The sequence below is a fragment of the Bacillus sp. FSL R9-9834 genome, from assembly GCF_038006905.1.
In the GTDB taxonomy this organism is placed as follows: Bacteria; Bacillota; Bacilli; order Bacillales; family Bacillaceae_G; genus Bacillus_A; species Bacillus_A pacificus.
Window position 1 is genome coordinate 3,787,561 of sequence record NZ_JBBOWD010000001.1, and the last position, 20,779, is coordinate 3,808,339.

Annotated in this window: 25 protein-coding genes; 8 read left to right on the plus strand and 17 right to left on the minus strand. The window is 35.1% G+C overall.

Features of this window, described 5'->3' with window-relative positions; genetic code table 11:
• Positions 1–17: 17 nt before the first annotated feature.
• The gene (gene ctaB / locus MKY00_RS19625; protein ID WP_001015058.1) at positions 18–941 is read right to left on the minus strand and encodes a protoheme IX farnesyltransferase; all 924 of its coding nucleotides are present in this window, start codon (positions 939–941) and stop codon (positions 18–20) included.
• 498 nt (positions 942–1,439) lie between these two features.
• Between ctaB and ctaA the strand changes: the two genes are divergently transcribed.
• Entirely contained in the window at positions 1,440–2,375 is a 936-nt protein-coding gene (ctaA, locus tag MKY00_RS19630) for a heme A synthase (protein WP_001188737.1), read from the plus strand.
• A gap of 78 nt (positions 2,376–2,453) precedes the next feature.
• Here ctaA and pyc read toward each other — a convergent pair whose 3' ends face one another.
• From pyc to MKY00_RS19645, 3 genes are all read right to left on the minus strand, one after another.
• Positions 2,454–5,900, minus strand: coding sequence for a pyruvate carboxylase (gene pyc, locus MKY00_RS19635; protein WP_000164051.1), 3,447 nt, complete (start codon positions 5,898–5,900; stop codon positions 2,454–2,456).
• A gap of 334 nt (positions 5,901–6,234) precedes the next feature.
• A complete protein-coding gene (gene ftsW, locus MKY00_RS19640; protein WP_000832785.1) occupies positions 6,235–7,416 on the minus strand; it encodes a putative lipid II flippase FtsW in 1,182 nt (393 codons plus the stop codon).
• A 125-nt stretch (positions 7,417–7,541) separates the two neighbouring features.
• Positions 7,542–7,829 carry a YlaN family protein gene (locus tag MKY00_RS19645; RefSeq protein ID WP_000135697.1) on the minus strand — a complete coding sequence of 96 codons (288 nt, stop codon included), beginning with the start codon at positions 7,827–7,829 and terminating at the stop codon, positions 7,542–7,544.
• Between the two features lie 150 nt (positions 7,830–7,979).
• On the opposite strand from MKY00_RS19645, the gene MKY00_RS19650 reads away from it, so the two are divergent.
• Positions 7,980–8,477: a hypothetical protein gene (locus tag MKY00_RS19650; RefSeq protein ID WP_001289788.1), complete on the plus strand. Its 498-nt coding sequence runs from the start codon at positions 7,980–7,982 to the stop codon at positions 8,475–8,477.
• A 31-nt stretch (positions 8,478–8,508) separates the two neighbouring features.
• On the opposite strand, the gene MKY00_RS19655 is transcribed toward MKY00_RS19650, so the two are convergent.
• On the minus strand, positions 8,509–9,837 hold the full coding sequence (locus MKY00_RS19655) for a PhoH family protein (RefSeq protein ID WP_000358083.1): 1,329 nt from the start codon (positions 9,835–9,837) through the stop codon (positions 8,509–8,511).
• Between the two features lie 246 nt (positions 9,838–10,083).
• Positions 10,084–10,539: a pyridoxamine 5'-phosphate oxidase family protein gene (locus MKY00_RS19660; RefSeq protein ID WP_016718389.1), complete on the minus strand. Its 456-nt coding sequence runs from the start codon at positions 10,537–10,539 to the stop codon at positions 10,084–10,086.
• A 145-nt stretch (positions 10,540–10,684) separates the two neighbouring features.
• Here MKY00_RS19660 and MKY00_RS19665 point away from each other — a divergent pair, with 145 nt between their 5' ends.
• Positions 10,685–10,885, plus strand: a complete 201-nt coding sequence (locus MKY00_RS19665) for a YlaI family protein (RefSeq protein WP_001995040.1) — start codon at positions 10,685–10,687, stop codon at positions 10,883–10,885.
• Positions 10,886–10,921: 36 nt separating this feature from the next.
• Here the strand turns inward: MKY00_RS19665 and MKY00_RS19670 are convergent, their stop codons facing one another.
• The 3 genes from MKY00_RS19670 to typA form a co-directional block, all read right to left on the minus strand.
• Positions 10,922–11,197: a hypothetical protein gene (locus MKY00_RS19670; protein WP_001258149.1), complete on the minus strand. Its 276-nt coding sequence runs from the start codon at positions 11,195–11,197 to the stop codon at positions 10,922–10,924.
• Positions 11,198–11,210: 13 nt separating this feature from the next.
• On the minus strand, positions 11,211–11,513 hold the full coding sequence (locus MKY00_RS19675; protein WP_000893666.1) for a YlaH-like family protein: 303 nt from the start codon (positions 11,511–11,513) through the stop codon (positions 11,211–11,213).
• Positions 11,514–11,670: 157 nt separating this feature from the next.
• Complete coding sequence (gene typA, locus MKY00_RS19680) at positions 11,671–13,515, minus strand: translational GTPase TypA (RefSeq protein WP_000914763.1); 1,845 nt, start codon at positions 13,513–13,515, stop codon at positions 11,671–11,673.
• Between the two features lie 140 nt (positions 13,516–13,655).
• Here typA and MKY00_RS19685 point away from each other — a divergent pair, with 140 nt between their 5' ends.
• The gene (locus tag MKY00_RS19685; protein ID WP_000400127.1) at positions 13,656–13,835 is read left to right on the plus strand and encodes a DUF5325 family protein; all 180 of its coding nucleotides are present in this window, start codon (positions 13,656–13,658) and stop codon (positions 13,833–13,835) included.
• 44 nt (positions 13,836–13,879) lie between these two features.
• On the opposite strand, the gene MKY00_RS19690 is transcribed toward MKY00_RS19685, so the two are convergent.
• Together MKY00_RS19690 and MKY00_RS19695 are read right to left on the minus strand one after the other, a co-directional pair.
• Entirely contained in the window at positions 13,880–14,671 is a 792-nt protein-coding gene (locus tag MKY00_RS19690) for an inositol monophosphatase family protein (RefSeq protein WP_001158698.1), read from the minus strand.
• Between the two features lie 88 nt (positions 14,672–14,759).
• On the minus strand, positions 14,760–14,948 hold the full coding sequence (locus MKY00_RS19695) for a hypothetical protein (RefSeq protein WP_001250168.1): 189 nt from the start codon (positions 14,946–14,948) through the stop codon (positions 14,760–14,762).
• 206 nt (positions 14,949–15,154) lie between these two features.
• Between MKY00_RS19695 and MKY00_RS19700 the strand changes: the two genes are divergently transcribed.
• Entirely contained in the window at positions 15,155–15,781 is a 627-nt protein-coding gene (locus MKY00_RS19700) for a YktB family protein (RefSeq protein ID WP_000175082.1), read from the plus strand.
• 81 nt (positions 15,782–15,862) lie between these two features.
• Here MKY00_RS19700 and MKY00_RS19705 read toward each other — a convergent pair whose 3' ends face one another.
• Complete coding sequence (locus MKY00_RS19705) at positions 15,863–16,132, minus strand: UPF0223 family protein (RefSeq protein ID WP_000456556.1); 270 nt, start codon at positions 16,130–16,132, stop codon at positions 15,863–15,865.
• Between the two features lie 366 nt (positions 16,133–16,498).
• Between MKY00_RS19705 and speA the strand changes: the two genes are divergently transcribed.
• Together speA and MKY00_RS19715 are read left to right on the plus strand one after the other, a co-directional pair.
• On the plus strand, positions 16,499–17,971 hold the full coding sequence (gene speA / locus MKY00_RS19710; RefSeq protein WP_016718390.1) for an arginine decarboxylase: 1,473 nt from the start codon (positions 16,499–16,501) through the stop codon (positions 17,969–17,971).
• Between the two features lie 75 nt (positions 17,972–18,046).
• On the plus strand, positions 18,047–18,877 hold the full coding sequence (locus tag MKY00_RS19715) for a protein-glutamine gamma-glutamyltransferase (protein ID WP_000635350.1): 831 nt from the start codon (positions 18,047–18,049) through the stop codon (positions 18,875–18,877).
• A 34-nt stretch (positions 18,878–18,911) separates the two neighbouring features.
• Here the strand turns inward: MKY00_RS19715 and MKY00_RS19720 are convergent, their stop codons facing one another.
• The 4 genes from MKY00_RS19720 to MKY00_RS19735 all read right to left on the minus strand — a co-directional run bounded on the left by MKY00_RS19720 (position 18,912) and on the right by MKY00_RS19735 (position 19,895).
• A complete protein-coding gene (locus tag MKY00_RS19720; protein ID WP_000536793.1) occupies positions 18,912–19,040 on the minus strand; it encodes a GapA-binding peptide SR1P in 129 nt (42 codons plus the stop codon).
• Between the two features lie 45 nt (positions 19,041–19,085).
• Positions 19,086–19,214 carry a GapA-binding peptide SR1P gene (locus MKY00_RS19725; RefSeq protein ID WP_000536805.1) on the minus strand — a complete coding sequence of 43 codons (129 nt, stop codon included), beginning with the start codon at positions 19,212–19,214 and terminating at the stop codon, positions 19,086–19,088.
• A 59-nt stretch (positions 19,215–19,273) separates the two neighbouring features.
• Positions 19,274–19,402, minus strand: a complete 129-nt coding sequence (locus MKY00_RS19730; protein ID WP_000536778.1) for a GapA-binding peptide SR1P — start codon at positions 19,400–19,402, stop codon at positions 19,274–19,276.
• Positions 19,403–19,598: 196 nt separating this feature from the next.
• The gene (locus MKY00_RS19735; protein ID WP_011040622.1) at positions 19,599–19,895 is read right to left on the minus strand and encodes a DUF3055 domain-containing protein; all 297 of its coding nucleotides are present in this window, start codon (positions 19,893–19,895) and stop codon (positions 19,599–19,601) included.
• Positions 19,896–20,022: 127 nt separating this feature from the next.
• Here MKY00_RS19735 and MKY00_RS19740 point away from each other — a divergent pair, with 127 nt between their 5' ends.
• The gene (locus MKY00_RS19740) at positions 20,023–20,415 is read left to right on the plus strand and encodes a DUF1885 family protein (RefSeq protein WP_001163309.1); all 393 of its coding nucleotides are present in this window, start codon (positions 20,023–20,025) and stop codon (positions 20,413–20,415) included.
• A 1-nt stretch (position 20,416) separates the two neighbouring features.
• Here the strand turns inward: MKY00_RS19740 and MKY00_RS19745 are convergent, their stop codons facing one another.
• On the minus strand, positions 20,417–20,644 hold the full coding sequence (locus MKY00_RS19745; protein ID WP_000697468.1) for a hypothetical protein: 228 nt from the start codon (positions 20,642–20,644) through the stop codon (positions 20,417–20,419).
• Positions 20,645–20,779: the final 135 nt, after the last annotated feature.

Genomic DNA, 20,779 nt, shown 5'->3' on the forward strand with positions numbered 1-20,779 from the left:
CCAATTATGTCGTTGTCTTAGAAGAATGTAACTACAATCATTGATACAAATAAGATTGTTAAATAATTTAGGGAATAAACAAACATTTGCACGGACCATTTGATGTCATCTTTCTTACGGAAGCCATAAAAACCTAAAACGATCCATCCGATGTTAAGCAGTGTTGCAATTACCATAAATGTTATCCCTAGTCCACTCATATAAAATGGTAGTGGTAATAAACATACTGTCCAAATCATAATTTGGCGTTTCGTAATTTCAAATCCATGAACTACAGGAAGCATTGGAATTCCTGCGTTTCGATATTCATCAACACGTTTCATTGCTAATGCAAGGAAATGTGGGATTTGCCAAATAAACATAATTAAAAATAACATCCAAGCAATTGGATGGCCTAAAGATGGATCGATTGCTGCCCATCCAATTAAAGGTGGAACTGCACCAGATATACTACCTACAACAGTATTTAGTGTATACTTTCTCTTTGTCCATAAACTATATAGAACAACATATGTGAAAGCACCAATAAATCCCATTAAGACTGCCATTGGTGTTGTTAATAATAAAAATACAAAACCAAGAAGTAATATAACTAGTCCAAATGTAAGTGCAAATCCTGGTTTATACTTTCCAGTAACCGTTGGACGGGTCTTTGTTCTTTCCATTAATGGATCGATGTCTCGATCAATGTAGTTGTTTAAACAACATACCCCTGCCATAACTAATCCAGAACCAACGATTGTAAAGAATAACTTATCCAGATTGTCCATTACACTTAATCCATTAAAGTGTAATGCCAACCAAAATCCTGTAAATACAGTAAGTGTATTTGAGTTTACAATCCCCATTTTAACGAGCGCTTTTAAATCTTGTAACCGAGTTGTTTCCGGTACGCTTGTAACAGCAGACTCATCATGCAGCTCACTTGTTGCATGGTTCATCACTTTAACCCCCTCTTAAAACTTTCATCTTTCTTTTTGCGCCTATTTCAAATTGAAATATTTCGCTTCTATATAGCAATATTATTACAGTAGAAACATTGTTAACCCATTCTACTACTAATCTACGCCCATACTCCAATATATTAAATCATATTTCCCGAACATTTTGTGAAGAAAACATGAACTTTTTGTGTCGAACATAAAAAACTTAATTGTTACTTATCCATATCATAACATGATGTTACCTTCTATAATAAACTTTTTTGTCATATTTAACACGTATTCTCCCCATTTCTTTTCAAAATAGCCTATTTTTCACCTAAAAATTTCCTTATAAACCTTATTTCCACACCCGTTTTCTCTTCCCTGTCTTCCCCCTCCATTTCTTTGCTATTTTATTATTTTTTATATATCATAGGAACTAGCGCGTTTTATTCTATACATAATGGAATGAAAATATTTCGCAATAACTTCATAGCAGAAAGATGGTGAAAGAGATTGCAACGCTTTATTAAATGGTTAGCAGTCATTACGAGTCTTGATTTATTAATAGTTTTATTAGGAGGCGCCTTAGTTACAAAAACAGGCTCTGGCCAAGGATGCGGTAAATCATGGCCACTTTGTAACGGTGAATTTGTTCCATCTAATTTATCAATGGAAACTATTATTGAACTAAGTCATCGCCTTACATCAGGATCAGCAGGAATTCTTGTCACTCTCCTTTGTATTTTGTCCTGGAAATATTATAAACATGTGCGCGAAACAAAAACGTTAGCAATTTTATCCTTCGTATTTTTAGTTGCACAAGCATTAATGGGAGCCGCAGCGGTTGTTTGGGGGCAAATGCCAGCTGTACTTGCTATCCATTTCGGTATTTCCTTAATTTCATTTGCTTCTGTCATTTTATTAACGTGTCTTATCTTTGAAATCGACCAAAAATTTGATGCACGTTCACTTATTATGGACAAAAAAATGAAATTTCATATTTATGGTGTAACAATTTACAGTTATATTGTCGTCTACACAGGGGCTTTAGTACGTCACGAACGAGCTAGCTTAGCCTGTCCAGACTTTCCTTTATGTAGCAAAAATAGACCTATGCCAACTCAATTACATGAATGGGTTCAAATGGGACATAGAGTTGCAGCAATGTTAATTTTCGCTTGGATACTATACGCAATGATTCTCGCTATCCGCCATTACAAACAGCAGCCTGTCGTATACTGGGGATGGATCATCTCATTTATCCTTGTTACACTTCAAGCTATCGTAGGAATTTTAGTCGTATTTACAAATGCTAGTTTATCAATGGCATTATTACATTCACTATTCATTTCTTGCTTGTTTGCTGTACTATGCTATTTAGTTATGTTAGGTACAAGAAGTAAAGTGAATGCAAAAGAAGCTGCATCAACTTCTAAACAAACAAAATAAATGAAAATACCTTGCCCGAATTGGCAAGGTATTTTTTCGTAATAAAAAAGAGCTGTGTTTCCACAACCCTTTTTTATTTTAATGATCTAATTCAATGAGTAAGTCACCCGTTTGAATTGCATCTCCATCGTTAACATATACTTTTTTCACTTTACCATTAAACGGCGCTTGAACTGTCGTTTCCATTTTCATCGCTTCTGTAATTGCCATAGAATCGCCTTTTTTCACTTCATCGCCTTCTTTTACAACTACTTTAATAACCGTTCCTGGCATTGTTGCGCTAATGTGGTTTGGATTTTCACGGTTTCCTTTCACACGTTGTGCAACTGTCGCTTTCACACTTTCGTCTTTCACAACAATCTCACGTGGTTGACCGTTAAACTCCAAGTAAAGAACACGATTTCCATCTGGCTGAGGCTCTCCAATTGATACTAGTTTAACCATCAATGTTTTACCTTGTTCAATTTCCACATCGATTTCTTCACCAAGTCTCATACCATAGAAGAATGTCGGTGTATCAAGCACAGATACATTTCCATAAATCTCAGCAACTTTTTCGTAATCCATAAATACTTTTGGATATAATGCATATGCAACTACATCAAACATCGTCACTTCGCGTCCAAGTTTATGGAATAGCTCTTCTTTTAACGCGTCGAAATCTACTGGTTCTAATAATTCACCTGGTCTTACTGTTAATGGTTCTTTCCCTTTTAAAATAATTTCTTGTAACTTTTTCGGGAAACCACCATATGGTTGTCCTAAATCTCCAGAGAACATTTCAACAACAGATCCTGGGAAGTCCATAGAATGTCCACGCTCTAAAACATCTTGTTCTGTTAAGTGATTTTGAACCATGAATAATGCCATATCACCGACAACTTTAGATGATGGCGTTACTTTAACAATATCACCAAACATGTCATTCACACGGCGGTACATTACTTTCACTTCATCGAAACGATCGCCTAAGCCAACCGCTTTCGCTTGTTGTTGTAAATTACTATACTGTCCGCCTGGCATTTCGTGCATATATACCTCTGTATGAGGAGCATTCATACCACTTTCAAACGGTGCGTAGTATTTACGTACATCTTCCCAGTAATGAGATAATTTTTCTAATGAATCTATATTAACATCTGGCTGTCTTTCGTTTCCACCTAACGCATAGTATAGCGTGTTCGCACTTGGTTGTGACGTTTGACCAGCCATAGAACTTACTGCTACATCGACAATGTCAACACCTGCTTCAATTGCTTTCGTATACGTTAATATACCATTTCCACTCGTATCGTGTGTGTGCAGGTGAATCGGAATCGATACCGTCTCTTTTAATGCTGAAACTAAATCATATGCTGCATTTGGTTTTAGTAAGCCCGCCATATCTTTAATACCTAAAATGTGAGCTCCTGATGCTTCTAATTCTTTTGCTAAATTTTTATAGTAATTTAAATCATATTTACTACGTAACGGATCATGAATATCCCCTGTGTAACACATAGTTGCTTCTGCAATTTTACCAGTATCTCGTACAGCATCAATCGCAACTCTCATACCTTCTACCCAGTTTAAGCTATCAAAAATACGGAACACATCAATTCCAGCTTGAGCAGAACACTCCACAAACTTTTGAATTAAATTATCCGGATAGTTTTTGTAACCAACCGCGTTTGAAGAACGAAGTAACATTTGGAATAAAACATTTGGCATTTTTTCACGAAGATCTAGTAATCGTTCCCACGGATCTTCTTTTAAGAAACGATATGCAACATCAAACGTCGCACCGCCCCACATTTCTGCTGAGAATAAGTTCGGTAACATTCTCGCTGTCGGCTCTGCAATTTGGTGTAAATCTTTTGTACGAATACGCGTTGCAAGTAATGACTGATGCGCATCACGGAATGTTGTATCCGTTAAAAGTACACGTTTTTGATCTTGTACCCATTTTACTAATCCGTCTGCTCCACGCTCATCCAAAATTTGTTTCGTTCCATTTTGGATTGGCTCTGAGTGTAATACATTCGGTATACGAGCATCTGGGAAAATTGGTTTCTCTTTTTTCCCTACTCCTGGGAAGCCATTTACTGTTACTGTCCCGATGTAATTTAACATTTTCGTTCCTCGGTCTTTACGTTTCGAGAACAAGAATAGTTCAGGTGACGCATCAATAAATGAAGTGTCATATTCCCCTGATAAGAAGTTTTTATGTTTTACTACATTCTCTAGGAATGGAATATTCGTTTTAATACCACGAATACGGAATTCTTTTAAGTTACGTTCCATTTTTGCAGCAGCTTGTTCAAAAGTAAGCGCCCATGTTGTAACTTTTACAAGTAAAGAATCATAGTACGGTGTAATAACAGCACCTTGGAAACTATTACCTGTATCAAGACGAACTCCAAAGCCACCACCTGATCGATATGCCATAATTTTTCCTGTATCCGGCATGAAATTATTTAGTGGATCCTCAGTCGTTACTCGAGATTGTATTGCAAATCCATGTACAACAACTTCCTCTTGCTTTGGAACACCTACCAATTTGCTATGTAATGCATGTCCATCAGCTATTAAAATTTGTGATTGAACGATATCGACTCCTGTAATCATTTCTGTAATTGTATGTTCTACTTGAACACGCGGATTTACTTCAATGAAATAGAAATTATCATCTTTTACAAGAAATTCAACTGTTCCTGCGTTTAAATAATTTACATTTTTCGTTAATTTCACAGCAGCATCACAAATACGCTGACGCAAATCATCTGAAAGCGACACACTAGGTGCAATTTCTACTACTTTTTGATGACGACGTTGTACAGAACAGTCTCGCTCGTATAAATGAACAACATTGCCCTCTTCATCTGCTAAAATTTGAACTTCTATATGTTTAGGTTTTTCAACGAATTTTTCTACGTATACTTCATCATTACCAAAGGCTGCTTTCGCTTCTGACTTTGCTCGATTATACGATTCTCTTAATTCTTCACTAGTACGTACAATACGCATACCACGACCGCCACCGCCAAGGGAAGCTTTAATAATAATCGGGTAATCATACTTTTCAGCAAATTCTTCGACTTCTTCTAATGAATCTACTGGCCCATCACTACCAGGAATAACTGGAATTTGTGCTAGCTGCGCTTGTGTTCTTGCTTTTACTTTATCTCCAAACATATCTAAATGCTTACTTTTTGGACCGATAAAGATAATCCCTTCTTCTTCACAACGTTTTGCGAATTGAATATTTTCTGACAAGAAACCATATCCAGGGTGGATTGCATCTACATGATTACTTTTCGCAATCTCAATAATGCCCTCAATATCTAGATAAGCATCAATTGGCTTTTTTCCTTCCCCAACTAAATAGGATTCATCGGCTTTATAACGATGATAAGAACCACTATCCTCTTTAGAATAGATTGCAACTGTTTTTAATCCCAGTTCCGAACAAGCTCGAAACACACGAATTGCAATCTCTCCACGGTTAGCTACCAATACTTTTTGAATACGTTGCAGCTTTGTCATGATTTTCCCCCTCTACTTTCCTACCACTCTAGAGATAAAATATATACACACCATAAAGAGCGTGAAGTTCTTCACTTTCTACATTATATTATACTTAGAAAGCTTCACTTTATTTTTATCCATCATACCTTATTTTTTAACAAATGATAAGTTTTCTGAGCAATTTGTCTCACAAAAATAGTATAGCATACCTCTTCCTTTTCTAACAACTTAATTGTATATCACTTTTGGATTAATGTGATATACCCTTTTACCTGAAAGAGAAATTAATACATCATATTTAAAAACTACTTAAAAATAAAAAAACACATCATGCTCTAAAGCACAATGTGTTTTATTTTACAACTACAAGACGTGGTCCATCTTGTTCTCTTTCTTTCATTTCCTCATTTTGCTGTTTCTCTTGTCGTTTCACATGACTAGCAATATTTAATAATATACCCATCGAGATCAGATTAGCCAACAAGGAACTACCGCCATAACTAATAAACGGTAAAGGTACTCCTGTAAGCGGTATTAATCCTGACATACCACCAACATTAACAAAAGTTTGTATGCCAATTAAACTTGCAATTCCGATTGCAATTAAACTTCCAAATGGATCTTTACATTTTTGTGCTACTCTAAACGAACGAATAATAATAAGTAATAAACAGATTAAAATGATAGCTACACCTATAAAACCTAGTTCTTCAGATATAATTGCCATAATGAAATCCGTTTGCGGCTCTGGTAAGTAGCCATACTTTTGTATACTATTCCCTAATCCTCTACCATTTAACCCACCTGAGGCAATTCCAATAAACGAATTAACTAATTGGAATCCATCATTTTGAGGATCGTTAAATGGATCAAGAAAAACTGAAAATCGAGCTTTTTGGTAAGCTTTCAATTTATAACTCCCAATAAAATACAATGCTGGAATCCATATGATAGAAGTTAAAAAGAATCTTTTTATCCACAAGTTAACATTAACTCCTGAGCAGAAGAACATAATTAACACTGTTCCACCTATTAATAGGTCAGTCCCTAAGTCCTTTTGTAATAAAATTAATACCATCGATCCACCGACAACAGCTATAGGGGGGATAATCCCTTGTAAAAAAGGAGTTTGCCTCTCTTGTTTCTTAGCAAAAAAACTTGCTAGCGTAATAATAACAGCTATTTTAGCAAACTCGGCAGGTTGTATACCCAGTATCCATCCTTTTGCACCATTGATTTCCTTACCGAAAAGATAGGCCGCTGCTAGTAAGACAAGACTCCCTAGCCCCATCGCAGCTAGAACCATTCCTTTCCTCCAAAATTTGTAAGGAATTATAACGACAATCACTAGTATTACCGTCCCAATAGCAAGGGCCAATAATTGTTTTTTAAAAAAGTAATCTGCTGGCCAGTTATATCTTGACGAAATCGCAACAATGGAACTAGAACTATATACCATTATAACTCCCAACACACATAAGATAACAAGAGGAAGTAATAATGAATAATCCATTGATTTCCATACTCTTTTCATTTCATTTCCTCTCTCTGTTTCAATTTAATTATTGTTGTATTCCATATGTACATTGATTCTTCCTGCTTTATTATACAAATAAAAAGCTCAAACTTTTTCAGTTTGAGCCCCCTTATTTGAACCCGTTATTGTTGTTTGTTTGTAAATGCTTCATGAAGTGCAGATAACTCACGTTCAAGCTCTCCTAACATTGCTTTCCCTTGTTCTTCTGAAATAAGACCAAGGCGAACTGCAAAATCGACTTCGCGGGATAGTCCAAACATTTGTGTGTCTAACACTTCTTCATATAATGGACATTGCGGCATTGTAAGATGGTCCATTTGCACCTTAATAAGTCTTAAAATCTTCTCCGCATCCGCTTGTAGAAGGGCTAGTGCCTTTTCCTGATGATTTGATACTGTCTCAGACGCCAAATTGATTCCCTCCGTTTCCGTCCTACTCTCTCCTATCTATTAATATTAGCGATAGTTTTAATAAATTGCAATAGAAACATTTTTTGTGACAATAGTGTCTAATACTATTATACTGAAAAGTGGGAGTATAACACAAATGAGGGAACAACAATGAGCGAAATTTTATTTATTAATGGAAAAGTTCGTTTTCCAATCACTATCGATCCAACCGTTTGGATCTTTGATGATCGAAAAGTAGATTTGACAACTTACTTTGATGAAACGAGAGAAAACACTTCAGAACTAGAAGCTTATTTAAAAAACACTTCGGAACATTGGGATCGCGAAATCCGTGATGGTGCTGCTTTCCCGCCGATACAACAAAGTGTAAAGAAATTTAAAAAAGAACAGCTAATTACTGGAACGTTCGGTATACCATTTCAACCTTTTCTTGCTAACGCCGAAATTTCAGATGACGCTACGCAAGTCGAGATCGAAACAGTAGATGATACAATAACGCTTCCATTAGAAACTGTCAAACATGCTATTCTTGGTTTTTCAAAAGAAGGAAAACCATTAAAAGAAGATGGACCTGTTCATTTATATTACAATGATGGATCTAATAGACAAAATCCAATCCGTAACATCCGCAAATTTACAATTATTTAAAGAAAAGGAGTGAGCTTCAGCTCACTCCTTTTTATAATAAATCTGCTGCTAGTTGAGCTAAATTAGATCGCTCCCCTTTTACAAATTTCACATGACCACTAATACGTTGCTCTTTAAATTTCTCTACAACATATGTTAAACCGTTATTATACTCATCCAAATACGGATGATCAATTTGCTGAGGATCTCCCATTAATACGATTTTACTTTTTTCTCCTACCCTCGTTAGTATCGTTTTCACTTCATGCTTCGTTAAATTTTGTGCTTCGTCAATTATAATGAATTGATCTGGAATACTTCTCCCGCGTATATACGTAAGAGCTTCTACTTCTATCGAACCCATTCCAGCTAAAATAGCATCTAACTCTCCTGGTTTTTTCGTATTAAATAAATACTCTAGATTATCAAAAATCGGTTGCATCCACGGTCTTAACTTTTCTTCTTTTTCTCCCGGTAAATAACCGATATCTTTCCCAACTGGAACAATTGGCCGTGCAACGAGTAGTTTTTTGTATAACCCTAAATCTTCCGTTTGCATGAGCCCCGAAGCTAAAGCTAGTAATGTCTTTCCTGTACCAGCTTTCCCTGTTAGCGTGACTAGCGGAATATCTTCACGAAGCAACAATTCTAATCCCATAATTTGCTGCACATTTCGTGGTCGTATTCCCCATACTTGTTCATTATGAAAAATAAGTTTCTTTACCTTCTTACCTAAATGATCCACAATACCTAGTGCTGAACTAGATCCACCTAACGCATCTTTCATTACTACAAACTGATTTGGATAAAAAGGATGATTTGCAATTTCGGATAAAGGCAATTCGCCTTTTTCATAAAAATAATCCAATTGTTCTTTTGATATATATCCTTCTAAAAATCCTGAATATATATTTTCCACTTCAATAACCCGATCACTTAAATAATCTTCCGCCTTTAAACCTATTGCATCTGCTTTTACCCTTACGAGCACGTCTTTACTTACTAAAATAACAGACTTCCCGTCCTCTTTTTCTTGTTCTTCTAAAGATAGATTTTTTGCTACAGCTAAAATTCGATTATCATTTGTTTTTTCTACAAAAATATCTTGTAGTTGGACAAACGAACGATGATTTAATTCAATACGAAATGTACCGCCGTTTTCTAGCGGAATACTTTCATGCAGTTTTCCTATTTCACGAAATTTGTCTATTAACTTAGATACATAACGAGCGTTTCGTCCTACTTCATCCATATAACGTTTTTTCGAATCAACCTCTTCTAATACAACTGCTGGAATCACTACTTCATTGGTTTCAAATGAAAAAATAGATAAAGGATCCTGCAAAAGTACATTCGTATCTAACACATAAATTTTATCCAACCTGTTACCCCCTGACTCCACTTTTAAATTTGTAGAACAAGGGTTTCATCCATAAAATATGGACGAACCATTGTTATAATTATATGTACCGTATAAACGAGGTAGAATCGAAATTTATAGCCATTAAACCTTTTATTTATTTTTTATTCATTTCTATTCAATATATTACTTTTAATTATAATTATTAACATAAAATCACAATAAGTAATTACAAAAGTTAATAACTGACTTTCTTATTTATCACATTTATAATTCTTTCATTCCTACTAACACCTGGTTATCGAGCTTTTTAGCTGCACGAAGATCATACGTTTTTTCATATGTTGGTTCAATTGCAAGTTTTGCACCATAAAACATAACATCACGTACTTCTTGTACATTTACTTCTATTACAGTCAATTTTAAAGGAATGCCTTCCATTCTATCAGTCAAAATTTCACCTGCACCACTTATGGAAAATACGGATTCATTCGCCATTATAGTCAATACCACTCCAGTACTATGTCTTATATTTTCCACAATACGTGAACGTTGATCTACTGCAAATCGAATACTAGTTTTACTCACTGCATACACCCAAGAAATAGCACTTACGTTAGGAACTTGTTTTTCAAAATCTGTTGTTGCTACCATAACAATACACTCTTTACGTAACGTTTGTACTAAATCATCCGTTAATGTGGGCTCTACTACATTCGCCATATTTCCACCTCCAAATATACTTCATATATCCTTATCATAACCTATTTTTTGAATTGCGAAAATATTATTTTTTCCCGCTATTATTCAAAAACATTACACTTCCATGATATACTTATACTGATAGAATTCGTATTGAGGTGACGAAATGAGAGTCAAATGTATGATTTGTGATAAAAAAGATATGTTAGATGATGAAAATCCTATGGCAAAAAAACTGCGTAATCGCCCTATTCATACATATATGTGCATGGAATGTTCGGAACGAATTGCTGAACGTACGATGGAACGTCATGCAAGTGGTAATTTTCGATTATATCGTGATAAAAAAGTCGAAGACGATTGGTAAAATATAAATAAGTCCTTTATCAATATGATAAAGGACTTATTTATATTTTTCAGGTTCGCGATTCATTTGATCCAAAAAACAATCAATAGCTTCTAATGGAAACCTTGCAGATTTTCTTTCTCCATTTATTTCATATGTAACTACATACATTTCCTCGTTCTTCTTAACTTCCACATTTCTCAATTTATGTTCTTCATATATCATATTTTGAAATAACAAATACGTTTCTTTTGCAGCACTATCATCCGGACGTGCTTCGGCAACTGTTTTAATTGTTAACCAATTATATAACGCATCTTGTACGGAACGCATAAAGCTTCCCCCCTCATCCTGCTTTTTGTTGTCTTGCTTGACGTAATCTCAACCTATAAATCCCAAGTACAATTGCTGCTACAACAAGCCCCTCTCCAACAGGTAAAAAAACTGCAAAGAAAGTTAACACTGTACACCCAATCGCTAACGATATATATATCACTATATTTTTTATTATAGATAGCTTTCTTGCAAAACCTAAATTATACACAAGTGCACTTAATATAATAATGACGCCATACAGTAACCACATCCCTAGTTCTGGATTTTCATCAACTTTACATAACTTCGCAAAAAACGACATTCTTTCTAACACTATTTATCCCCCTTCCTCATAAATCAAACCATTTTTCTTTATGTACTTAATACAAGAGTAACCTGTGAAAAAAATACTGTCCACAAAAAGAGTAAATATTCTAAAAAATAAACATAAAAAAACAGCTACCTTAATTAAAGGTAGCTGTTTTACTATTTTACGCTTCTACAGATTTCTTTTTCTTAGCAGCTCTTTCACGTTCGCTCTTATCAAGAATCTTTTTACGTAAACGAATGGATTCTGGAGTTACTTCACAGAACTCGTCATCGTTTAAGTACTCTAATGATTCTTCTAAAGTCATTAAGCGTGGTTTTTTCATTGTTGAAGTTTGATCTTTCGTCGCAGAACGAATGTTAGTTTGTTGTTTCATTTTCACAACGTTAACTGTTAAGTCATTCTCACGAGTGTGTTCTCCGACAATCATACCAGCATATACTTCTGTACCTGGTTCAACGAAGATTACACCACGGTCTTCAACTTGCATAATACCGTATTGTGATGCTTTTCCTGTTTCAAGTGAAACTAGAACACCTTGACGACGTCCACCAACTTGTCCAGCGTGTACTGGTTGGTAGCAATCGAATGTATGGTTTAAAATACCGTAACCACGAGTTAATGTTAAGAATTCTGTTGTGTAACCAATTAAACCACGTGCTGGAACCATGAAAGTAAGGCGAACTTGACCGTTTCCGTTATTCACCATATCTAACATTTCACCTTTACGTGCACCCATAGATTCCATAATAGAACCAGTGTATTCTTCAGGTACATCGATTTGTACACGCTCTACAGGCTCACATCTTACGCCATCAACTTCTTTAATAATTACTTCTGGCTTAGATACTTGTAGTTCATAACCTTCACGACGCATGTTTTCAATTAAGATAGATAAATGTAGTTCCCCACGTCCAGATACGATCCATGCATCAGGAGACTCTGTATTATCTACACGTAAACTTACATCTGTTTCTAATTGTGAACGAAGACGCTCTTCAATTTTACGAGATGTAATGTATTTACCTTCACGACCTGCAAATGGACTGTTATTTACAAGGAACGTCATTTGTAGTGTTGGCTCATCAATACGTAATAATGGTAACGCATCTTGATGTTCAACTGGGCATACTGTTTCACCAACGTTAATGTCTTCCATACCAGAAACAGCTACTAAGTCTCCAGCTTTTGCTTCTTCAATTTCTTGACGTTTTAATCCCATGTAACCAAATAATTTTGTTACGCGGAATTGTTTTACGCTTCCGTCTACTTTCATTAAAGCAACTTGTTGTCCAACCTTCATTGTACCGCGGAATACGCGTCCAACTCCAATACGTCCAACATAGTCGTTGTAATCAAGAAGTGCTACTTGGAATTGAAGTGGCTCTTCGCTGTTATCAATTGGTGCAGGAATATGTTCAATAATTGTATCAAATAATGATTTCATATTCTCTTCTTGATTTGCTGGGTTTGAATCTAAGCTTGCTGTTCCGTTCATTGCTGATGCAAATACAACTGGGAACTCTAATTGATCTTCGTTTGCACCAAGTTCGATGAATAAGTCAATTACTTCATCAACTACTTCATCAGGGCGAGCGAAGTCACGGTCAATTTTATTTACAACTACGATTGGAGTTAAGTTTTGCTCAAGAGCTTTCTTTAAAACAAATCGTGTTTGTGGCATACAACCTTCATATGCATCAACAACAAGTAAAACACCATCAACCATTTTCATAATACGTTCTACTTCTCCACCGAAGTCAGCGTGACCTGGTGTATCTAAAATGTTAATTCTTTTATCTTCATAGTGAATCGCAGTATTTTTCGCTAAAATTGTAATACCGCGCTCTCTTTCTAGATCATTTGAATCCATTGCGCGCTCTTCAACGTGTTCGTTCGCACGGAAAGTCCCCGCTTGACGTAATAACTGGTCAACAAGTGTTGTTTTACCATGGTCAACGTGGGCAATAATTGCTATATTACGTAAATCTTGTCGTTTTTTCAACATGTCCAACTCCTAATGTCTTTTTAATCCTTCTCTATTATAAGAGCGAAGGGGATACAATAGCAATTAAAATAAAATCAAGAATGAAAATATAGTTGTATTCTTACTTTTGTGAAAGTAAAATGAGATTGGAGGGTGAAGAAATGGAACACATTCAATATCGCTTTTTATTAACTGCAATTATCGGTGTTATTTTCTTAATCGGTATCGGCATTATGATTGCTGAAAATAGTCCAATCGGTATTATTATTTGCATTATCGGCACATTTGTTACAGTTGGATACGGTTTTGTAACAAAAAGAAAAATGCGTAAATCGCAATAACGTCAAAAAGTAAGAAGCCTGTATACAGCCTCTTACTTTTTTTGTTACTTGGATATAAACGATAACACTTCTTCATACACCCCTGGCTTCGCAACTAATACGCTACTCTTCTCTACGATAGAAAGTGGCGCTCCGGAGAATGTTGTTACCTTGCCTCCAACTTCCTCTACAATTATCTGTCCCCCACCAAAGTCCCATGGTGATAATCTAGGCGTTACATATGCATCGATTCTTCCAGTTGCAACGTATACCATCTCTAATGCTGCACAGCCATATGATCTCGTGCCTCTTGCTTTCTTAACAAGTGCCATCATACTTTCCATATTAAGCAATGGATTGTCGGTAAGCCATATCGCATTTAAAGCTACAATACCTTGCTCTACAGTACCTTTTTGTAATAAAGGTATTGGTACTTCATTACAAAATGCTCCAGCCCCTTTTAACGCATGATATAATTCATCATGAACTGGATCATAAATAAGTCCAATCTTTCCGATACCGTTCTCATAAATTCCAATTGAAATTGCAAAATTTCTTTTTTGGTGAACAAAGTTCATCGTGCCGTCAATTGGATCAATTAACCAAACAACCCCGTCAGAAGAAGTTACCTCGTCTCCATAGCCCTCTTCACCTAAAATATGATGATGTGGGAATGTTTCTTTAATTTTCCCAATTAAAAACTGCTCTATTTCTCGGTCCATATTTGTTACTAAATCAGCTGCATTTGATTTTGTTTCTATAATAAGTGCTTTTTTCATTGATGCCATTAAACGCTCTCCCGCATCCCGAATCCACTGTTTGGCGTGTGCATCGATGTCTTTCCATACTTCTTGCATGTTTAAACACTCCGATCTATACTGTTCACAGAAAAAACGAACCCTTTATAAGGTTCGCACCAACTAATTTTTTATACATATACTATTATTACGCTTCTAAACGAATCATTTCAAGTCTTAACACTTCTAACTTTTGTACACACTCTTCTTTTTTCTGTTTATCATTTTCCATCATCGCATCATATAAAGTCGCTAATTCATAATCTAGCTCCAAACGTAGCACCGGTATTCTCTTTTCAGCATCTGTTCTCTTTAACGCATTAATCACCTGTCTCATATTATTTGCCTCCTCCCAATATTCGTCTGCCCTCGGACTAGAATTGATTCAATTTTCTGATTTTTTGTTTTATACTATACTATGTTGGATAAATCATCTATGCAACAAAATTATATTTTTTTATTTAAATTTTTTTGTGCTGTTTTTTTTATGAATAGTACAAGCTATGCTAAAATAAAAGCAAAATAGGAGTTGGAGGAACAATCATGACACTACAAACATTCAAATCAACTGATTTTGAGGTCTTTACAGTTGATGGTCTCGAAGAACGAATGAGTGCAATTAAAACGAACATTCATCCTAAGCTAGAAGCTTTAGGGGAACAGTTTGCAGCGTATTTATCCAAACAAACTGATGAGAACTTTTTTTATCATGTAGCAAAACACGCACGTCGCAAAGTCAATCCACCAAACGATACTTGGGTTGCTTTTTCAACAAATAAACGCGGATATAAAATGCTACCACATTTCCAAATTGGATTATGGGGTACTCATGCCTTCATATACTTTGGTTTAATCTATGAGTGTCCACAAAAAGTGGAGACGGCTCACGCCTTCTTAGAACATATAAATGATTTAAAAACAAATATTCCAAATGACTTCGTTTGGTCCATTGACCATACTAAACCAAGTGTAAAATTACATAAAACACTTGAAACAAATGATTTACAAAAGATGATTGAACGTCTAGCTACTGTGAAAAAAGCAGAATTATTAGTTGGTATTCATATATCACCAGAGGAGTTTTCAGCAATGACCAACGAACAATTCCTTGCTAAGATTGAATCTACGATGCAATCACTCCTTCCTTTATATGCACTTTGTAATCGATAGTAGAAAACGGACAATTTATATTGTCCGTTTTTAGTTGTTATCACATTATATCACTTCAGTTTTTATTTTTCAAAATATTTTTTACATTTTCACAAGCTTTTCTTCTTCAATTTCTTTAGCCTTCTGAATCGCACGGTATATAGAATATCCACTTACTTCTTGAAACTCTTTATCAATTTTCTTTTCTTCTGCTTTCGATGGAACAATCTCTTTAAAACGACGATATAAACCCATTAATTCTTCTCTTACAATTCCTTTTTCATATGCTTTCTCAATCGCTTCATAAAACTTCACAATTGTAACCATTTCCTCATTTGACCAATCATAATCTAACGGATATTGATATTCCATTTCGCACCTCATTTATCATTTCTTCTTATTTCAATACGCTATCTTAAAGTGATTTTTTCTACTTCACTATAGCCACTTTGCATTATACACTATTTATTCATTTTAATGGAATTGCCTTCCACTAGAAGTTAGTAGGAAGCTACTATTTAACATACTCACCGTAAAAATATTTTTTGCTATACATCTATAATTATTGGTGATATAATGCTTTTGTTTTATAGAAAATAAAGTGAAGCTCCCATCTCAAAAAAGCTTTTGTGAATGGCAGAAAAACAAGTCTCATTCTAAAAAAGAACGTAACTTTTTTAGAACAAGATTATATAAAACAAACTCTAATAAATATTAAAAAAAGAAGGGGTGTATAGATTGTCCCAATACGAAACACCATTGTTTACCGCTTTAGTTGAGCACAGTAAGCGAAATCCAATTCAATTCCATATTCCAGGGCATAAAAAAGGACAGGGCATGGATCCTGAATTTCGCGAATTTATTGGGCATAATGCATTAGCAATTGATTTAATTAATATTGCGCCGCTCGATGATTTACATCATCCAAAAGGTATGATTAAAGAAGCACAGGATTTAGCAGCCGCTGCATTTGGTGCGGATCATACTTTCTTTTCTATTCAAGGTACAAGTGGCGCAATTATGACAATGGTGATGAGCGTTTGCGGTCCTGGTGACAAAATACTAGTACCACGAAACGTGCATAAATCAGTAATGTCAGCTATTATTTTCTCAGGTGCAAAACCTATTTTCATGCATCCTGAAATTGATCCAAAACTTGGTATTTCACATGGAATCACAATTCAATCTGTCAAAAAGGCACTTGAAGAGCACTCAGATGCGAAAGGCCTACTTGTTATTAACCCAACATACTTTGGCTTTGCTGCGGACTTAGAACAGATTGTACAATTAGCACATTCTTACGATATCCCTGTACTCGTTGATGAGGCTCATGGTGTTCATATTCATTTTCACGATGAACTGCCGATGTCAGCGATGCAAGCCGGTGCAGATATGGCAGCAACAAGTGTTCACAAATTAGGTGGATCTTTAACGCAAAGTTCTATTCTTAATGTAAAAGAAGGCCTTGTGAACGTAAAACATGTTCAATCTATTATTAGCATGCTTACGACTACATCAACGTCTTACATCTTGTTAGCCTCCCTAGATGTTGCTAGAAAACGTCTTGCTACAGAAGGAACGGCACTCATAGAACAAACAATACAATTAGCGGAACAAGTTCGTGATGCTATAAATGATATTGAACATCTTTACTGTCCAGGGAAAGAAATGCTAGGTACGGATGCTACTTTTAACTATGATCCTACAAAGATAATTGTATCTGTAAAAGATTTAGGTATTACAGGCCATCAGGCTGAAGTATGGCTTAGAGAGCAATATAACATTGAAGTAGAGCTCTCAGATTTATACAACATACTATGTCTTGTCACTTTTGGGGATACAGAAAGTGAGACAACTACACTTATTGCAGCATTACAAGATTTATCAGCAACATTTAAAAATAAAGCTGATAAAGGTGTTCAAGTGCAAGTAGAAATTCCAGAAATACCTGTTTTAGCACTTTCTCCTCGAGATGCTTTTTATTCGGAAACAGAAGTCATCCCATTTGAAAATGCAGCAGGTCGTATTATAGCTGATTTCGTTATGGTTTATCCGCCAGGGATTCCAATCTTTACTCCGGGGGAAATTATTACACAAGATAACTTAGAGTATATTCGTAAAAACTTAGAAGCAGGTTTACCTGTACAAGGTCCTGAAGATATGACATTACAAACATTACGCGTGATTAAAGAGTACAAGCCTATCAGTTGATAGGCTTTTCTTTCACCCTTTTGGCCTTTTCTCATACGATATTATGTAATGTAACGTATAGGTGGGGATACTATTATGATTGTAATAGGCCGTTCTATTGTACATCCTTATATCACAAATGAATATGAGCCATTTGCAAATGAGAAACAACAAATTTTATCTATAATGGCAGGAAATCAAGAAATCTATTCCTTCCGAACATCTGGTGAACTCAGCTTTGATCTAAATTTGCGTGTTCATATTATTACTTCTGCATTAGAACTTTTTCAAAGTGGTTTTCAGTTTCGCACATTTCAACAATCTTTTTGTAACCCTCAGTATTGGAAAAGAACATCTCTTGGAGGATTCGAGCTCCTTCCAAACATACCCCCTTCCATTGCCATACAAGATATTTTCAAAAACGGAAAACTATATGGAACTGAATGTGCCACCGCTATGATCATTATTTTTTACAAAGCTTTACTAGCATTATATGAGGAAGAAACCTTCAACCGTCTCTTTGCAAACCTTTTACTTTATACGTGGGACTACGATCAAGATTTAAAGCTCATAACAAAGACGGGTGGCGATCTTGTCCCAGGTGATCTCGTTTACTTTAAAAATCCACAAGTGAACCCAGCTACAATCGAGTGGCAAGGAGAAAATACAATCTATCTAGGAAATTTCTTTTTTTATGGGCATGGCGTAGGTGTAAAAACAAAAGAAGAAATTATATACGCGTTAAATGAGCGACGAGTCCCTTACGCTTTTATTTCCGCTTTCTTAACCGATACTATTACCCGTATCGATAGCCGTCTTATGAGCTACCACGCTTCTCCTAACACACCACAGACATCCATAGGATTTATTCCGATTAGAGATGATGCAATTGTTGCAACAGTTGGCAACACAACTACAGTTTATTAAAAAAAGCACCTACATATGTAGGCGCTTTTTTTATTTAAGCTTTTGAATGTTCTTTATGGTCACAGTCGCAATGAGATCCACATTTCCCGTATAGTACTGTTGATTTTTCATCTTCAAAATGTCCGATTGTTCCTTCACATACTTGGCATACGATTGTTCCCATTTTTCATTTCCCCCTGAGTTTTAATAGTAATCTATTTATTTATCATTAAGCTTTCGCATTATCTCTACTAGCACAGTCACAATTTGTTCCGCATTTTCCGTAAAGCACTGTCGTTTTTTCATCTTCAAAATGTCCGATTGTTCCTTCACATACTTGGCATACGATTGTTCCCATTTTTCATTTCCCCCTAAGTTTATGGTCCTAAAAACTTTCAGCTGTCCATTTCCTATCAATTATTGGGCTTTTGTATGCTCTGTGTGATCACATCCGCAAGATCCACATTTCCCGTAAAGTACCGTTACTTTCTCATCCTCGAAGTGTGCAATTGTACCTTCACAATCTTGACATACGATTGTTCCCATTTTTCATTTCCCCCTAAGTTTATAATCCCAAAAACTTTTTTGTAACCGCTTAACTTTCTGTCTTTATTTTAATATGTTATACTTTTTACGTCAATAGGTTTTTAGTATAACACATTAAATATTTTTATTTTAAATTAGTATGCGATATTCAAACAAAAAAACAGCCATATTTATACGTACGACTGTTTTACATTATTTATTCTTCGTATTCCGCATGCAAAGATGTAGATGGAACTAGAAATGAGAAAAACTGAGCTAACTCAGCTGCTTCCTCTTCTGAACCTAATTTGAACACTTCCTGCAAATGTTGAACATTCTCTACATCATCTCGTCCAAGTAAAGTAGACCTTCCTGTTTGCATGCAAACAATAAGTGGCTTTCCAAAAAACATATTTGTATAAATAACGCCAAAATCATAACGAGTATCATGTGTCATAAACCCCAAAAATCGTACCTTCACACTTTCATGCTCATCATACAATTTTTCAAACATCGGTTTCCACCTTTCTACATCACCTTTCATTAGTATATTAAACAAAAAAAGGAATACTCCTTTTAATTGTCAAAAAATTCAGTAGGATGTAGAATGAGAGTATTCTACTAAGTTAGGGGGAACTTATATGCAACATGCCTTTATTACGCTTGTACCTAAATCCAATCAACAATCTGTTTCAATAGATGATATAAAACAACTTTTTCATTATTATAAAACAGTTACTTCCAAAACTGGTGTTCAAATTAATTACGCTTATACAAATACCGCTTTTCCGTATGAAATTTTAGATACATCAGCAACAACATTCAAACTACAATCTACGCACGATCGATATGACTCCATTTATGTTGGTGTCGGTATAGAAAAGGAACAAACTTATATTCAAGTTTCTTTACCACCTAATGCAACATTTGGTGATAAAGGAAAAGCAAATGAATTTTGCCGTTTTCTAGCGAAGAAATTAGAAGGAGAGTTGAAATTATTTAATGGAAGAACAATGTATTTCTATAAACGTTAATTTAAAAAATAGAAAATATAATTAAGAAAAGTATGCAATTTGAACACGTAAGGAATAATGCCTGCTTTCTAATTTGCAATACAAAATATGCGATCACATATGCTAAATAAAGAAATACAAAAAATAGAATGACTTTATAATGCAACTTATCACCATTTGACAATGATAATACAACAGAAAAACCACTCCATAATAAAAAATGATAAAATATAACATGTAATATTTTCATGGAACCTTCTCCTTTGACATGCTCTATTTTATTAATATATGGTATTAAGTTTGAATCAATTACATATTACACGAAAGCATATATACGGCTTTTGGATTTATATATGTTTTAACGATTCAATTAAATTATTATATA

What these genes read in the sequence shown, in the direction of transcription:
- ctaB (WP_001015058.1), bottom strand. Translation starts at nt 941, where the DNA reads ATGAACCATGCAACAAGTGAGCTGCATGATGAGTCTGCTGTTACAAGC.
- pyc (WP_000164051.1), bottom strand. Translation starts at nt 5,900, where the DNA reads ATGACAAAGCTGCAACGTATTCAAAAAGTATTGGTAGCTAACCGTGGA.
- ftsW (WP_000832785.1), bottom strand. Translation starts at nt 7,416, where the DNA reads ATGAAAAGAGTATGGAAATCAATGGATTATTCATTATTACTTCCTCTT.
- MKY00_RS19650 (WP_001289788.1), top strand. Translation starts at nt 7,980, where the DNA reads ATGAGCGAAATTTTATTTATTAATGGAAAAGTTCGTTTTCCAATCACT.
- MKY00_RS19660 (WP_016718389.1), bottom strand. Translation starts at nt 10,539, where the DNA reads ATGGCGAATGTAGTAGAGCCCACATTAACGGATGATTTAGTACAAACG.
- MKY00_RS19665 (WP_001995040.1), top strand. Translation starts at nt 10,685, where the DNA reads ATGAGAGTCAAATGTATGATTTGTGATAAAAAAGATATGTTAGATGAT.
- MKY00_RS19670 (WP_001258149.1), bottom strand. Translation starts at nt 11,197, where the DNA reads ATGCGTTCCGTACAAGATGCGTTATATAATTGGTTAACAATTAAAACA.
- typA (WP_000914763.1), bottom strand. Translation starts at nt 13,515, where the DNA reads ATGTTGAAAAAACGACAAGATTTACGTAATATAGCAATTATTGCCCAC.
- MKY00_RS19685 (WP_000400127.1), top strand. Translation starts at nt 13,656, where the DNA reads ATGGAACACATTCAATATCGCTTTTTATTAACTGCAATTATCGGTGTT.
- MKY00_RS19690 (WP_001158698.1), bottom strand. Translation starts at nt 14,671, where the DNA reads ATGCAAGAAGTATGGAAAGACATCGATGCACACGCCAAACAGTGGATT.
- MKY00_RS19695 (WP_001250168.1), bottom strand. Translation starts at nt 14,948, where the DNA reads ATGAGACAGGTGATTAATGCGTTAAAGAGAACAGATGCTGAAAAGAGA.
- MKY00_RS19700 (WP_000175082.1), top strand. Translation starts at nt 15,155, where the DNA reads ATGACACTACAAACATTCAAATCAACTGATTTTGAGGTCTTTACAGTT.
- MKY00_RS19705 (WP_000456556.1), bottom strand. Translation starts at nt 16,132, where the DNA reads ATGGAATATCAATATCCGTTAGATTATGATTGGTCAAATGAGGAAATG.
- MKY00_RS19715 (WP_000635350.1), top strand. Translation starts at nt 18,047, where the DNA reads ATGATTGTAATAGGCCGTTCTATTGTACATCCTTATATCACAAATGAA.
- MKY00_RS19720 (WP_000536793.1), bottom strand. Translation starts at nt 19,040, where the DNA reads ATGGGAACAATCGTATGCCAAGTATGTGAAGGAACAATCGGACATTTT.
- MKY00_RS19725 (WP_000536805.1), bottom strand. Translation starts at nt 19,214, where the DNA reads ATGGGAACAATCGTATGCCAAGTATGTGAAGGAACAATCGGACATTTT.
- MKY00_RS19730 (WP_000536778.1), bottom strand. Translation starts at nt 19,402, where the DNA reads ATGGGAACAATCGTATGTCAAGATTGTGAAGGTACAATTGCACACTTC.
- MKY00_RS19735 (WP_011040622.1), bottom strand. Translation starts at nt 19,895, where the DNA reads ATGTTTGAAAAATTGTATGATGAGCATGAAAGTGTGAAGGTACGATTT.
- MKY00_RS19740 (WP_001163309.1), top strand. Translation starts at nt 20,023, where the DNA reads ATGCAACATGCCTTTATTACGCTTGTACCTAAATCCAATCAACAATCT.
- MKY00_RS19745 (WP_000697468.1), bottom strand. Translation starts at nt 20,644, where the DNA reads ATGAAAATATTACATGTTATATTTTATCATTTTTTATTATGGAGTGGT.